Source organism: Brevundimonas sp. (assembly GCF_052436175.1).
Taxonomy (GTDB): Bacteria; Pseudomonadota; Alphaproteobacteria; order Caulobacterales; family Caulobacteraceae; genus Brevundimonas.
On record NZ_JBQVNM010000070.1, the window covers coordinates 1 to 14,241 of the forward strand.

Annotated in this window: 16 protein-coding genes; 11 read left to right on the forward strand and 5 right to left on the reverse strand. The window is 68.5% G+C overall.

The window, feature by feature from the left end; translation table 11 throughout:
• From ACT6QK_RS13015 to ACT6QK_RS13055, 9 genes are all read left to right on the forward strand, one after another.
• Positions 1–512: phosphoribosylaminoimidazolesuccinocarboxamide synthase (locus ACT6QK_RS13015; protein ID WP_444598249.1), on the forward strand; the 512-nt coding region annotated here is incomplete at its 5' end.
• Positions 512–748, forward strand: coding sequence for a phosphoribosylformylglycinamidine synthase subunit PurS (gene purS / locus ACT6QK_RS13020; RefSeq protein ID WP_444598250.1), 237 nt, complete (start codon positions 512–514; stop codon positions 746–748). The genes ACT6QK_RS13015 and purS, both read left to right, overlap by 1 nt.
• A gap of 55 nt (positions 749–803) precedes the next feature.
• Positions 804–1,283 carry a YbhB/YbcL family Raf kinase inhibitor-like protein gene (locus ACT6QK_RS13025; RefSeq protein ID WP_444598251.1) on the forward strand — a complete coding sequence of 160 codons (480 nt, stop codon included), beginning with the start codon at positions 804–806 and terminating at the stop codon, positions 1,281–1,283.
• A gap of 118 nt (positions 1,284–1,401) precedes the next feature.
• Complete coding sequence (locus tag ACT6QK_RS13030; protein ID WP_444598252.1) at positions 1,402–2,643, forward strand: MFS transporter; 1,242 nt, start codon at positions 1,402–1,404, stop codon at positions 2,641–2,643.
• Between the two features lie 37 nt (positions 2,644–2,680).
• Positions 2,681–2,911 (forward strand): hypothetical protein, encoded by a 231-nt coding sequence (locus tag ACT6QK_RS13035; protein ID WP_444598253.1) that lies wholly within the window; start codon positions 2,681–2,683, stop codon positions 2,909–2,911.
• Between the two features lie 32 nt (positions 2,912–2,943).
• Positions 2,944–3,606, forward strand: a complete 663-nt coding sequence (gene purQ, locus ACT6QK_RS13040; protein WP_444598254.1) for a phosphoribosylformylglycinamidine synthase subunit PurQ — start codon at positions 2,944–2,946, stop codon at positions 3,604–3,606.
• Between the two features lie 88 nt (positions 3,607–3,694).
• The gene (coaD, locus tag ACT6QK_RS13045; protein WP_444598255.1) at positions 3,695–4,183 is read left to right on the forward strand and encodes a pantetheine-phosphate adenylyltransferase; all 489 of its coding nucleotides are present in this window, start codon (positions 3,695–3,697) and stop codon (positions 4,181–4,183) included.
• Positions 4,180–5,082 carry a peptidylprolyl isomerase gene (locus ACT6QK_RS13050; protein WP_444598256.1) on the forward strand — a complete coding sequence of 301 codons (903 nt, stop codon included), beginning with the start codon at positions 4,180–4,182 and terminating at the stop codon, positions 5,080–5,082. Before coaD ends, ACT6QK_RS13050 begins: the two co-directional genes overlap by 4 nt.
• A gap of 32 nt (positions 5,083–5,114) precedes the next feature.
• The gene (locus tag ACT6QK_RS13055) at positions 5,115–6,047 is read left to right on the forward strand and encodes a peptidylprolyl isomerase (protein ID WP_444598257.1); all 933 of its coding nucleotides are present in this window, start codon (positions 5,115–5,117) and stop codon (positions 6,045–6,047) included.
• Here ACT6QK_RS13055 and ACT6QK_RS13060 read toward each other — a convergent pair.
• Positions 6,014–7,183 (reverse strand): Ppx/GppA phosphatase family protein, encoded by a 1,170-nt coding sequence (locus ACT6QK_RS13060; protein ID WP_444598258.1) that lies wholly within the window; start codon positions 7,181–7,183, stop codon positions 6,014–6,016. The two genes, ACT6QK_RS13055 and ACT6QK_RS13060, sit on opposite strands and share 34 nt — an antisense overlap.
• Before the next feature lie 162 nt (positions 7,184–7,345).
• Between ACT6QK_RS13060 and hspQ the strand changes: the two genes are divergently transcribed.
• Both hspQ and phhA read left to right on the forward strand, forming a co-directional pair.
• A complete protein-coding gene (gene hspQ, locus ACT6QK_RS13065; RefSeq protein WP_444598259.1) occupies positions 7,346–7,660 on the forward strand; it encodes a heat shock protein HspQ in 315 nt (104 codons plus the stop codon).
• A 91-nt stretch (positions 7,661–7,751) separates the two neighbouring features.
• The gene (gene phhA, locus ACT6QK_RS13070) at positions 7,752–8,627 is read left to right on the forward strand and encodes a phenylalanine 4-monooxygenase (protein WP_444598260.1); all 876 of its coding nucleotides are present in this window, start codon (positions 7,752–7,754) and stop codon (positions 8,625–8,627) included.
• Here phhA and ACT6QK_RS13075 read toward each other — a convergent pair.
• From ACT6QK_RS13075 to ACT6QK_RS13090, 4 genes are all read right to left on the reverse strand, one after another.
• Positions 8,624–9,928, reverse strand: a complete 1,305-nt coding sequence (locus ACT6QK_RS13075; RefSeq protein ID WP_444598261.1) for an MFS transporter — start codon at positions 9,926–9,928, stop codon at positions 8,624–8,626. The two genes, phhA and ACT6QK_RS13075, sit on opposite strands and share 4 nt — an antisense overlap.
• 297 nt (positions 9,929–10,225) lie before the next feature.
• A complete protein-coding gene (astB, locus tag ACT6QK_RS13080) occupies positions 10,226–11,557 on the reverse strand; it encodes an N-succinylarginine dihydrolase (protein WP_444598262.1) in 1,332 nt (443 codons plus the stop codon).
• Positions 11,558–11,741: 184 nt separating this feature from the next.
• Positions 11,742–13,160, reverse strand: a complete 1,419-nt coding sequence (gene astD / locus ACT6QK_RS13085; RefSeq protein WP_444598263.1) for a succinylglutamate-semialdehyde dehydrogenase — start codon at positions 13,158–13,160, stop codon at positions 11,742–11,744.
• Positions 13,157–14,164, reverse strand: coding sequence for an arginine N-succinyltransferase (locus ACT6QK_RS13090; protein WP_444598264.1), 1,008 nt, complete (start codon positions 14,162–14,164; stop codon positions 13,157–13,159). The genes astD and ACT6QK_RS13090 overlap by 4 nt, the downstream gene beginning before the upstream one ends.
• Positions 14,165–14,241 lie beyond the last annotated feature (77 nt).

A 14,241-nucleotide genomic window follows, 5' to 3' on the forward strand; every position in this document is an offset into this window, starting at 1 on the left:
GCGAGGTGGAGATCATTCCGCTGGAGGTGGTCTGCCGCAACATCGTGGCCGGCTCGCTGGCCACGCGCCTGGGCCAGGACGAGGGCACGCCCCTGCCCCGCTCGATCATCGAATTCTACTACAAGAAGGATGAGCTCAACGACCCGATGGTCACCGAGGAGCACATCACCGCCTTCAACTGGGCCTCGACCCAGGAGATCGACGACATCCTGGCCATGACGGTGCGGGTCAACGACTATCTCTGCGGCATGTTCGGCGCGGTCGGCATCACCCTGGTGGACTTCAAGATCGAGTTCGGCCGCATCTGGGAGAACGATTTCGCCCGGGTCATCCTCGCCGACGAGATCAGCCCCGATTCCTGCCGCCTGTGGGACACTGCTACTGGCGAGAAGCTGGACAAGGACCGCTTCCGCCGCGACATGGGCAGCGTGATCGAGTCCTACGCCGAGGTGGCGCGCCGCCTGGGCATCATGAAGGACATGCCGACCGTGATTCAGGGAGGACTGCACTGATGGCGAAGGTCAAGGCTCACGTCTTCCTCAAGCCCGGCGTGCTGGACGTGCAGGGCAAGGCCGTCGAGGGCGCCCTTCAGGGTCTCGGCTGGACCGGCGTCTCGGGCGCCCGGGTCGGCAAGCTGATCGAGTTCGATCTCGAGGGCGTGGACGATCCCGCCGCCGAGGCGAAGAAGATGTGCGAACAGCTGCTCGCCAACACCGTGATCGAAAGCTACCGGATCGAGGTCGCCTGAGGCGGCACGGATCGCCCGGCGACGCGTTCTGAGCTCGTCCTGATCGGAGATTGCCATGACCTTCACCCTCACCTCCAATGACATCGCCGACGGCGGCGTCCTGCCCGACGCCCACGTCAAGGCCTTGGGCGACGTCTCCCCGCATCTGAAATGGTCGGGCGCGCCCGAGGGGACGAAATCCTACGCGATCACCTGCTACGACCCCGACGCCCCGACGGGTTCGGGCTTCTGGCATTGGACCGTGGTCAATATACCGGCGGACGTGACGGAGCTGGCCACGGGCGCCGGTTCGCCCGGCGGCGATCTGCCCAAGGGCGCTGTTCAGGGGCGGACGGACTACGGCAAGGCCGGGTTCGGCGGCGCGGCCCCGCCCCCCGGTCATGGCCCGCACCGCTACATCTTCACGGTGTTCGCGGTGGACGTGGACCGTCTCGACGTCACCGCCGATGATTCCGGCGCGGTGTTCGGCTTCAACCTGCACTTCCACACCCTGGCCAAGGCCTCGATCACGGCGACCTACGAGAACCGGGGCTGACCGCTCGGGGCTAAGGATCGCAACCGTATGTGATCGGCGATAAGACGGGATGGGTTGAAGCCCGGGTCGCGACGCCTATGTTGCAGCGCAATATCCGCTCCCGCCCCGGATTTTTCCCATGGCCCCCACCGACAGCGGCGTCTGCGCCGATACCGATCTCGCGCGCGCGCAGATCAAGGACGCCACGCCCGTCCTGCCGTCCGGTCGGGCGGTGGCGCTGACCCTGACCGCCCTGGCTATGGGCGGCTTCGCCATCGGGGTGACCGAGTTCGCGGCCATGAGCGTCCTGCCCGACTTCGCCCGGGGACTTGGCGTCGATGAGCCTACTGCGGGCCACGCCATCAGCGCATACGCCGCCGGGGTCGTGGTCGGCGCGCCCCTGCTGGCCGTTCTGGGCGCCAGGGTTCCGCGATGGCTGCTGCTGATCGTCCTCATGGGCCTGTTCGCCATCGGCAACGGGCTCAGCGCCCTGTCGCCGACCTTCGAGTGGATGCTGGTCTTCCGCTTCCTCAGCGGCCTGCCGCACGGGGCCTATTTCGGCGTCGCGGCCCTGGTCGCCGCCTCGATCGTGCCGCGCGAGATCCGCACCCGCGCCGTCTCCACCATCCTGATGGGCCTGACCATCGCCACGGTGATCGGCGTGCCCGTCGCCACTTTGCTCAGCCAGACCTGGGGCTGGCGTTCGACCTTCGTCATCGTTTCGGTTCTGGCCGTCCTGACCGTGGTTCTCGTCGCCGCCTTCGCCCCACGCGACGCCGCACGACCGGGAGCCGGCGCCCTGCGCGAACTGGCCGCTTTGAAGAACCGGCAGGTCTGGCTGACCCTCGGCGTCAGCGCCATCGGCTTCGGCGGCATGTTCGCGGTCTACGCCTATCTGGCCTCGACCCTGCGCGAGGTGACCGGCGTCGGGCCCGAGGTCGCCGCCTGGGTCTTCGCCGTCTTCGGCGTCGGCATGTTCACCGGCAACCTGCTCGGCGCCTGGGCCGGGGACCGGTTCGGCTTCAAGGCGGCGGCGGGCCTGCTGATCTGGAGCGCCATCGCCCTGGCCCTCTATCCGGCGGCGTCGCACAGCCTCTGGACCCTGTTCCCCGTCGTCCTGGCCATCGGCGCCGGCGGCGGCCTGGGGTCGATCCTGCAGACCCGGCTGATGGATGTGGCGGGCGAGGCCCAGACCCTGGCGGCCGCCCTGAACCATTCGGCCTTCAACACCGCGAACGCTCTCGGCCCCCTGCTGGCGGGCATGGCCGTGGCGTCGGGACTGGGCTGGGGCGCGACCGGGTGGGTCGCAGTCGGCCTCACGCTGGGCGGTCTCGTGATCTGGGCGCTGGCCGCGTGGGACGGCCGCCGCACACAACCCTGACGTTTTCTTTTTGTTCGCCTAGTGCTAGCGTGAGTGCATGGCCGATGTGACCAACGATCTGCTCTACGAAGTCCTGAAATCCATTCAGGGCCGCCTTGACCGCATGGAAATGACCATGGGCGAGGTGAAGGGTGAGCTTCAGGCTATCCGCCAGCACCAGTTGGCCACGTCGCAAGAGGTCGGCAATATCTATGTGAAGCTCGGCCGTCACGACGACCAGTTGAATCGCATAGAAACCCGCCTTGGACTTCTCGATCCCGCCCACTGACACCTCGACGGAATCCTGCTAGACGCCCGCCCATGAGCGCAGCCGTCATCGTCTTCCCCGGATCCAACTGTGATCGCGACTGCAAGGTCGCCGTCGAACGCTCCACCGGCGAGCGGGTCGAGATGGTCTGGCACGCCGAGACCGAGTTGCCTTCGGGTCTGGACCTGATCGTCCTGCCGGGCGGCTTCTCCTACGGCGACTATCTGCGTTGCGGCGCCATGGCCGCCCAGGCGCCGATCATGCAGGCGGTCAAGAAGGCCGCCGATGACGGCGTGGCCGTGGTCGGCATCTGCAACGGCTTCCAGATTCTGTGCGAGGCCGGAATGCTGCCGGGCGCCCTGCTGCGCAACTCGGGCCTGAAGTACGTCTGCAAGCCGATCAGCCTGACCGTCGCCAACGGCCAGACCCGCTTCACCGCCGGCTATCAGGGCCAGCGCGAGGTGGTCATGACCCAGGGCAACGGCGACGGAAACTTCTTCGCCGACGCCGAGACCCTGGCCCGGATCGAAGGCGAGGGACAGGTCGTCTTCCGCTATGTCGACAACCCCAACGGATCCGTCGCCGACATCGCCGGCATCCAGAACGCGCGCGGCAATGTGCTGGGCATGATGCCGCACCCCGACCGCGCCTTCGAGGCCGAACTGGGCTCGGCCGACGGCGCCGTACTCTTCCAGAGCGTCATGGCCGCCGCCTGATCCGGGACCCGGGCCTCTAGGCCCTCCGTTTCGCACCTGCTAACAACGCGGTTCAGGCGGGGAGGAACTGCCCCGGGGAGGAAGCGCCATGCGTATCGGACTGTATCCGGGCACCTTCGATCCGGTGACGAACGGCCATCTGGACATCATCGGCCGGGCCATGAAGCTGGTCGACCGGCTGGTCGTCGGCGTGGCGCAGAACGACGACAAGGGCCCCCTGTTCCTGACGGACGAGCGCGTGGAGATGGTCCGCGCCGAAGTCGCCCGCTTCGACGCCGACATCGTCGTCAAACCCTTCTCCAGCCTGCTGATGCATTTCGCGGAAGAGCTGGACGCCAGCGTCATCGTGCGCGGCCTGCGCGCCGTCGCGGATTTCGAGTACGAGTTCCAGATGACGGCCATGAACCAGCGCCTCAATCAGGACATCGAGACGGTGTTCCTGATGGCCGATCCGCGCCACCAGGCGATCGCCTCCCGCCTCGTGAAGGAGATCGCCCGGCTGGACGGCGACATCGACAGTTTCGTTCCCCCCGCCGTGGCGGCGGCGGTTCGCCAGAAGGTCAAGCCTCACTCATGATCCGCGTCTCTGCGGCGGTTGCTTCCGCCCTACTCCTGTCCACCACCGCCTCCGGTCCGACCTTGGCCCAGTCCCGTCCCGCCGCCGCGCCTGCGGCCGCAGCGCCGGCCGCCCTGCTGCCTGCCGACCAGTGGCGGACGGTCGCGCCGGAAAATCTCATGGTCATCGACACGACCAAGGGCCGCATCCTCGTCGAGCTGGATCCCACCATGGCGCCCGCCCACGTCGAGCGGGTCCAGACCCTGACCCGGCGCGGCTTTTACGACGGCATCAAGTTCCACCGCGTCATCTCCGGCTTCATGGCCCAGACAGGCGATCCCCAGGGCACGGGTCAGGGCGGCAGCGACCTGCCCGACCTCAAGGCCGAGTTCGTTTTCCGGCGTGGGCGCGGCGGCGCCTTCCAGCCGGTCGTCGGCGGCGGCGAGGGCTATCGCGGCTATTACAACGGCGTGCCGGTCCAGACCCAGCCGGACGCGCAGATGTTCGTCACGGCCGACATGAAGGTTCCCGCCTTCGGCCTCTTCTGCCCCTCGACCCTGGGCATGGCGCGGGCGGGATCGCCCGACAGCGCCAACAGCCAGTTCTATCTGATGACCGGTCGCTCGGACCTGCTGAACGGGCAGTACACGGCGTTCGGCCGCATCGTCGGCGGTCTGGATGTCGTCAAGGCGCTCAAGGCCGGCTCGGAAGAGAACAACGGCGCAGTGGGCGAAGGCGCCGACGTCATGACCAAGGTTCGCCTGGCCGACGCCCTGCCCGAGGGCGAACGCCCCTCGGTGCGTATTCAGGACCCCCGCAGCCCGTCTTTCGTGACGCGCTATGAGGCCGCCCGCACCGCCGGCGGATTGACCTTCAACGTCTGTGATGTCGAAGTTCCCGTTCAGGTGACCGGCGGCTGATCCCCGGACGCCGTGATTCGGGAGCGGCGACCATGAGCATCAGATCCTCTTTGGCGGCGGCGAGCGCCCTGGCGCTTGTCTTCGCCGGCGCCGCCCTCGCCCAGACGACGCCGGCCGAGCCGGCCGCGTCCCCCGCCGAGGCGCCGCCCCCGGCCCCTGCACCGCCGGTGGCGACGCCGCCGTCGGAGTGGCGCACCGTCCCGCCCGAGAACCTGATGATCATCGACACGACCAAGGGGCGTGTCCTGGTCGAGCTGGCGCCCGAGATCGCCCCTCTGCACGTCGAGCGCATCCGCCTGCTGGCCCGCGCCAATGTCTATGACGGCCTCAAATGGCACCGGGTCATCGACTATTTCATGGCCCAGACCGGCGACCCCCTCGGCACCGGAGATGGCCAGAGCGCTTGGCCCGACCTGAAGGCCGAATTCACCTTTCGTCGCGGCCCGGATCTGCCGTTCACCCCCGTGGCCACGCCCGCCGGGGCCGTGGTCGGCTTCGTCCACGCCCTGCCGGTGCAGAGCCAGCCCGACGCCCTGATGGCCCAGACGGGCGATCAGAAGGTGCACGGCTGGGGCCTCTACTGCCCCGGGGTGGCGGGCATGGCGCGGGACGACAATCCGGATTCGGCCAACAGCCAGTTCTTCATCATGCGCCAGCCCTATCCCTCGCTGGACAAGCGCTACACCGTCTGGGGCGTGGCCGTGGCCGGTCTGGACGTGGTGCGCGCCCTGAACGCCGGGACCGACGCCAGCGGCATGGTCGCCCAGCCCGATGTGATGACGCGGGTTCGCATCGCCTCGGACCTGCCGGAGGCCGAACGGCCGGTGGTTCAGGTGCTGGACACCGCCTCGCCCCGGTTCCGGGATTTGGCCGGTCAGATGCGGACGGCGCGCGGGGCGGATTTCTCGGTCTGCGACATCACCCTGCCGGTTCAGGTCTCCGGCGCGCCGGCGCCTTCAGTCTGAGCCCCGCCTGACGGCGCTCTCCCCCGGCCACGACGGCGACGTCGGGTCAGGCTGCGATCCGCCTGCATCCGCTCCAGCAACAGGCCCTCGCGCAGGCCCCGGTCCGCGACCCGGACCCGCTCGCACGGCCAGGCGCGCTGGACGGCGTCCAGGATGGCGGCCCCCGCCAGCACCAGATCGGCGCGATTGGGCCCGATGCAGGCCTCGGCCGCCCGTCCGGCGGCGCCCATGTCGCGCAGGCGGCGGGTGGCCGCGTCGCACTGGTCGCGCGTCATCCACAGGCCGTCGACCAGATCCCGCTGATACCGCCTCAGGTTCAGGTGAACCCCCGCCAGACTGGTGATGGCGCCGGACGTGCCGACCAGATGACTGCGGCCCGAGGTGCGCAGGACCTCCAGCGCCGGATCGGTCGCGCATCCGGCCGCCAGCGCCGCCGAGACATCCGCCACCATGGCCTCATACCAGCGCGCATTCTCGTCCGGCGACCCCGCAGGCGGCTCGGGATGGCGTTCGGCCAGGGTGACCACCCCCAGGGGCGCGGACATCCAGGCGACCGTCTTCATCTCGCGGCCTTGACGCTTCAGCCAGGACAGCTCCGTCGAGCCGCCGCCGACGTCGATCACCAGAACGGCGTCGGCCGTGGGATCGAACAGGTTCAGACAACCCTGAACCGACAGCCGCGCCTCCTCGGCCGGGTCGATGATCCGCAGGTTCAGGCCGGTGCCGCGCCGCACCCGCTCGACGAAGGCCTGACCGTTCTCGGCCGCGCGACAGGCCTGGGTGGCGACGGCGCTCAGGCGGGAGGCGTCCAGCCCCTTGCGTCCGATCCGCTCGGCGCAATGGGCCAGGGCGTCATAGGTGCGGTCCATCGCCGCCGCGTCCAGCCGCCCGGTCAGGGACAGGCCCTCGCCCAGCCGCACGATGCGGCTGAAGCTGTCGACGACGCGAAAGCCGTCGCGGGCCGGCCGCGCGATCAGCAGGCGGCAATTATTGGTCCCCAGGTCCAGTGCGCCGTAGAGGGGCGCGCCCGACTGGGCTCCGCCTGCCCCCGATCCGCCGCCCGAGGCGCGATGACCGGAGCGGCGGCGCGGGGACCGTTCGTCGCGCCTCCCCGGCGCGGCGTCTGGTTCCGGCATGGGCCGAACTTTCCTATGGGCGCGCCGAAAAGGCGCCCGTCCCAAGCAGACTAGACTCGTCCGTGGGCGGACGCCAAGCGAATGTGCCACCGCCGAAACATGACCCTGACATGAACAGCCCGGCCTGATCCGGCTCAGGTTGGGGAGCGTAGGTTCCGGGGCATGACCCAGCCCCGGACCGCCCATTTCGCCCTCGGCCAGATCGTTCGCCACCGCGATCATGCCTTTCGCGGCCTGGTCGTCGATGTCGACGCCGCCTATGCCGGCGCGCCGGACGCCCCGGGCCCGGACCAGCCGGACCAGCCCTTCTACCGGGTCATGGCCATCGGCGAGGAGGCCGGCTTCACCGTCTATGCGGCCGAGAACGTGCTGGAGGTCGATCCCGACCTGCCGCCGCTGACGCCCCACGACGCCGCGCGCTGGTTCACCATCGACGCCGAGGGCCACCACGCGCCGCGCCACTCGCCCATCCACTAGGCGCCCGTTCACTGGATATGAGGGCCAGGTCAGCCTAGATAGACGGCCTGAGGCGAGGTCCCGCAGAGGCGCCCGCCAGAGAGGAGCTCCCATGTCCGACTTCGAACATGTCTTCGAGACCCCGCCCCCGGGCGCGGCCGCCGACTGGACCATCAGCCAGAACTGGCGCGCCTATAGCGAGGAAGAGCACGCGACCTGGGACATCCTCTACGCGCGGCAGATGCAGATACTGTCCGGCCGCGCCTGCGACGCCTTTCTGAAGGGCACGCGGGCGCTGGACCTGGGCGGCGGCGGCATCCCGGATTTGGCCCTGCTCAATCCCAAGCTCAAGGCCCTGACCGGCTGGGAGGTCGTCTGCGTGCCGGGTCTGGTGCCTGACGACGTCTTCTTCGACCATCTGGCCAACCGCCGCTTCGTTTCCGGCCAGTTCATCCGGCGGCGCGACCAGCTGGACTATCTGCAGGAGCCGGACATCTTCCACGACGTCTTCGGCCATGTGCCGATGCTGACCGACCCGGATTTCGCCGACTATATGCAGGCCTATGGTCAGGGCGGGCAGCGCGCGCAATCCCTGGGCATGCTGCCCAATCTGGCGCGCCTCTACTGGTACACGGTCGAGTTCGGCCTGATCGAGGAGGCGGGCGGCCTGAAGCTGTTCGGCGCCGGCATCGTCTCGTCGGCGACCGAGAGCGTCTTCGCCCTGGAAGACCCGTCGCCCAACCGCCTCGGCTTCGACCTGGAGCGGGTCATGCGGACCCTCTACCGGATCGACGACTTCCAGCAGACCTATTTCGTCATCCCCTCGGTCGAGGCCCTGAAGGCCGTGACCCTGCAGGATTTCGAGCCGATCTATGCGGCTCTGAAGGGCGCCGAGGAAATTCCGGTCGAGACGATCCTGCCGACGGATCGTGTGTTTACGAAGGGGTCGCAGGCCTATGCGGCGCGCGGAGGCCGGTTCGCGGCCTAGTCGTGCGTAATCAGGCTCCTGGCCTTCGTATCGCGCATGAAGACATAGGTGATCAGGGACACCCCGATCATCACCGTGACGTACCAGAAATAGCGGCTCTCCTGCCCCTCCAGCTTGAACCACAGGGCGACGTATTCGGCGGTGCCGCCGAACACGGCGTTGGCGAGGGCGTAGGGCAAAGCCACGCCCAGGGCCCGGATATGGGCCGGGAACAGCTCGGCCTTCACCACCGCATTGATCGCCGTATAGCCCGACACGATGACGAGCGCGGCCAGCGACAGGCCGAAAGCGGCGAACGGGTTCGTCGTCGTCGCCAGCGTCGTCATGATCGGCACGGTGCACAGGACGCCCAGAACCCCGAAGGCGATCATCACCGGCTTGCGCCCCACCCGGTCCGACAGGGCGCCGACGGCGGGCTGGATCAGCATGAAGACCAGCAGGGCCGCCGCGCTGATCTCCGTCGCGGTCGCCTTGGAGAAGCCCGAGGTGTTGGTCAGGAACTTCTGGAGGTAGGTCGTGTAGGTATAGAAGGCCAGCGTGCCCCCGGCGGTCAGGCCGATGACCAGCAGGGCCTCCCTGGGGTGTTTCAGGATCAGCAACAGGGCGCTGGATTTGGGCGCCGCGCGCGTCTCCTCCGATGAAAAGGCGCGCGTCTCATCCAGCCGGCGACGCAGCCAGAAGACGATCACCGCCAGCCCCGCCCCGACGAAGAAAGGAATACGCCAGCCCCAGGATGACAGGGCCGCCTCGCTCATCGTGTTCTGCAAGACGATCAGCAGGGCCAGGGCCAGCAACTGGCCGGAAATGAGGGTGACGTACTGGAAGCTGGACCAGAAGCCGCGATGCTTCGCCGTCGCCATTTCCGACAAATAGGTGGCCGACGAGCCATACTCGCCGCCGACGCTGAGCCCCTGCATCATTCGCGCGACCAACAGCAGCGCCGGCGCCGCGAGGCCGATGGTCGCATAGGTCGGCAGGCAGGCGATAATCAGCGAACCGGTGCACATCAGGGTGACCGACAGGGTCAACCCGGCCTTCCTCCCCTTACGATCCGCATAGACCCCCATGATCCAGGCCCCGACGGGCCGCATCAGGAAGCCCACCGCGAACACCGCCGCCGCCTGCAACAGCTCCGCCGTGTCATTGGCCGAGGGGAAGAACAGCGGCGCGAAATAGAGGGTGAAGGCCGCATAGGCGTACCAGTCGAACCACTCCACCAGATTGCCGGCCGACCCGCCGATGATGTTCCGCAACCGGCGGCCGGGGGTCATGGGATCGGAAGCGGGTGCGGAATCGGTCATGGGCGGCTCCAGGTTTTTCAGAGCATAGTCCCATCCGCCGCTTCCAACACACGGGCCGTTCGACGGGAGCCCAGTATCTCTTTCGTCATTCCGGGCGAAGCGCAGCGGAGACCCGGAACGAGGCGGCGCGCGAGAGCGCGAAGCTGTCGCGATTTTTGGCGGTTGCCGTGAAGACACATCGCCTGCGCTTCGCTACGGCGCCGCCTTGTTCCGGGTCTCCGCCTCGCTTTGCTCGCCTTCGCCCGGAATGACGAAAGCGGGTGATCAATCGTCTTCTGCTGCGGTGGGTCGCTACCGTCAGCCCTTCTGAAACGGATAGAAGACGCCTCCGAGATCTAGAATCGTCGTCAACTCATCCAGCGCCTCGCGCGTCTCGGTCAACAGGGCCGGATCGGACAGGTCGGACGCCGTCAGCCGGTCCCGATACCAGCGCTCGCCCCAGACGGTCAGGCGCGCGAACAGGTCGTCGGTCATCCGCATGGCCGGATGGGTCGCCGCCAGCTCGGCCTCGGTCAGGACGACGCGCAGCCGCAGGCAGGCTGGCCCGCCGCCGTTGCGCATCGACTGGCGCACATCGACATAGCGCACCGCCCCGATCGGGCCGTTCGACGCCGCGAGCCCCTGCGCCACCGCATGGCTGCGCGGATTGTCGCGCGTCTCGGTGGGACAGACCAGGGTCATGCGATCCTCGCCCGGAACCCGGATCAGCATGGAGTTGAACAAGTAGGAGGAGATGGCGTCGGCCAGCGGCAGATCGTCGGAAGACACCTCCACGAAGACGGGCTCGAACCCGGTCGCGGCGGCGCGAATGGCGGCCTTGGTTCCCGCCGTGTCTTCGAAGGCGAGGTCGTGGAAGAAGAGAGTGTCCAGAGCCCCGACACAGACGACGTCGTTGTGGAAGGTCCCGCCCGCGATGGCCGCCCGGCCCTGTCGCGCCAGCACCGGCCGGCCCGCCTCATGGCGGCGCATGATCGCTTCTGACGCCTCGCGCGTCTGGCGCGCCGGAAACGCCCCGTCCCAGGCCTCGAAGGCCTCACGGCCCCAGACCATCAGGTTGACGCCGGACTCGCCGTGGTCGGCGCAGAGCCGGACATGGTTCGCGGCGCCCTCGTCGGCCAGATGAGCGACGGACGGCAGGGCGTCGTGGACGGCGAACCGGTCAGGATCGGGGAAGAGCGCCTGAAGCGACCGCTTCGTCTGCCGGTGCTCCAGCGAGCGGTGCAGGTTGGTGGTCAGGTTGGCGGGGGTGAAATGGACCCGGCCGTCGGCGCTGTCAGCGCTGGGCGTCACCGTCGCGGCGTTGGCCGCCCACATGGCCGAGGCGGAACAGGCGGCGGCGGCGAAGCTGGGCGCCTGTTTCCACGCCGTCTCCAGCACGGCGGCGTCCGAACCGGTGAAGCCGAGGCTCCGCAGGAAGGGAATATAAGGCCGCTCCTGCGGCGGCAGGACGAACTGAGGCAAGCCCAGATCGGCCAGGGCCTTCATCTTCTGCAGCCCCTGCAAGACGGCCGCTCGCGGATTGGACGCCTCGCCCCGGTTCAGACTGGAGGCGAGGTTGCCGGGCGACAGACCCGCATAGGAATGGGTCGGGCCGATCAGGCCGTCGGCGTTGGCTTCTGTCGCCTTCAATGCTCCCTCTCCCCTTGTGGGAGAGGGAGACCGCGCACGGGCGCGAAGCGGTCGTTCTGGCGCGGTCGGGTGAGGGGGTCAGAGGCTGAAGCTGTCCCACAGGCTTCACCCCTCACCCTTTCGCGCAAGAACGACGCCATGAATGGCGTCGTGCGCTCAAGCCCTCTCCCACAAGGGGAGAGGGTCATTGTTTCAATCCCCGCATCTCACTCTCGATGTTCTTCACAGCCCCCGCCTCGAAACTCGCCACCGGATAGGCGCAGTAGTCGGCGGCGTAGTATGCGCTGGGCCGGTGGTTGCCGCTGTCGCCCAGACCGCCGAAGGGCATGTCTCCGGCCGCTCCCGTAGTCGGGCGGTTGAAGTTGGCCACCCCCGCGCGGATGCGGTTGATGAATCGGTCCCAGTTCTTCGGATCGTCGCTGACCAGACCCGCTGACAGGCCGTAGCGGGTGGCGTTGGCCGCCTCGATCGCCGCCTCGAAGCTCGGGACGCGGATCACCTGAAGGAAGGGGGCGAACATCTCCTCGTCCAGCACGTTCAGCCCGGTCACGTCAATGATGGCGGGCTTCACGAAGGCGCCGGGCAGGTTGCCGACCGGCCCTGACGAACGGATCACCTTGGCGCCGAGGTCAATGCGCTGTTGTAGGGCCTGAAGCGCGGCCTGGGCGGCGTTCACCGAGATCAGCGGCCCGGCGTAGGGCTCGGGCGTCGAATCCCACGGGGCGAAGTTCAGCCGGTCGGCCATGGCCGCGACCGCCTCGACCACCGCATCGCCCGCCGCGCCCTCGGGCAGGACCAGGCGACGGGCGCAGGAGCAGCGCTGGCCCGTGGTGACGAAGGCCGACTGGACCACGATGCCCGCCACGGCCTGTGCGTCCGCCGCATCCCAGACCACCAGCGGATTGTTGCCGCCCAGTTCGAGGGCGAGGATGACGTGCGGATCGTCGGCGAACTTGCGCCGGAAATAGGCCCCCGCCGCGCCCGAGCCGGTGAACATCAGGGCGTCGATCGGCTGGTCCAGTAGGGCGGCTCCGACATCCCGACCGCCCTGAATCAGATTGAACACGCCCTCGGGCAGGTCAGCCTCGGCCAGGCATTCGGCCATCAGGGCGCCGGTCCAGGGCGTCTCCTCCGACGGCTTGAACACCACCGTGTCCCCGGCCAGCAGGGCGGGGACGATATGGCCGTTGGGCAGGTGACCGGGGAAGTTGAACGGCCCGAGCACCGCCGCGACCCCGTGCGGACGGTGCCGCAGGGTTGCGTGACCGAAGGCGGTCTGGGCCGTGCGCTCCCCGGTGCGCTCGTCATAGGCGCGGATCGAGATGTCCACCTTGCCGGCCATGGAGCCCAGCTCGGCGGTGGTTTCCCACAGGGCCTTGCCGGTCTCTCGGCTGATGGCCTCGGCGATTTCGGGCGTGCGGCGTTTCAGAACGGCCTGATAGCGTTTGACGGCGTCGATCCGGTCCTGACGCGGCCGGTCGGCCCAGTCGTGGATGGCGGCGCGGGCGCGGGCGACGGCGGCGGCGACCTCGGCCGGGCTGGAGGCGGCGCCCTCCCAGACCGTCTGGCCGGTGGCGGGGTCGATGGAGGTCAACTGGGTCATGATTTCACTCGCACTGTGTCGCCCGCCTTCACCTTCAGCGCCTCCGCCGTCTCGGCCGAGATCACCGCCGCGTCACCCTCGACCGCCACCTTCTGGCGGACAGCGCGAAATGCCGAAACGCTGTCGGTCGAGATCAGGCCGGGCAGTTCGGCCTCCACTTCGGTGGCGATGCGCACCGTCAGGGCGCGGGCGTCGCGCACGGTGCGGATATTGTCGCGGCCGCAGGTCACGGTGGGGCCCGCGTCGAAGATATCGACCAGCCCGTTGGGCCGAAACCCCTCACTTTCCAGCAGGGCCATGGCCGGGACGCCCTGGGGGTGGACCTTGCCGATCACCGCGCGGGCGGGCTCAGGCAGCAGGTTCAGATAGATCGGGTGGCGCGGCGCCAGGTCGAGGATGAACTGCTTGTCCGTCGAGCCGGTCATGTGATCGGCCTGATCGAAGTCCATCGGGAAGAACTTGTGGGCCACATGGTCCCAGAAGGGACAGGCCCCGTCGGGGGTGAAGACGCCGCGCAACTCGGCCAGCACCGTGTCGGCGAACAGGTCGGGCTGGGCTCCGATCAGCATGTAGCGCGACTGGCTGAGCAGCCGGCCCGCCCCGCCCTTACGCCGGTCGGCCTTCAGGAACAGGGAGCCGACCTCGGTCCAGCCGGTGCATTCGTTGACCAGCACCAGGGTCTGGTGCTCCAGGCGGATGTTCAGCGACGGCGACGACTGGGCGTTGTTCACCACCCGGAAGCTGAAGAAGGGGCGTTTCAGCCCGACGGTCGCCTTGACCGACCCCACGCCGTCGATGTCGCCCGTCGCGGCGTCTTCCAGCATCAGGGTGTACCAGGCCTCCTGGGGCTTGGTCTGGCCGGCGAAGCTGGCGCGGCTGAGCTCCAGCCGGTCGGCCAAGGCGTCCGGATCCTCGGGCAGGCTGGTGAAGCCCGGCCCGGACAGGATGGCCAGTTCCAGCAGATGGTCGAGATCGGCCGGGCCGGCGGGACGAACGATCAGCATGACGAAGTCCTCCCCCATCGGGGGAGGGGGACCGCGTCTTCGCGGTGGAAGGGGCCAACCCCAGACACCGTGTTCGC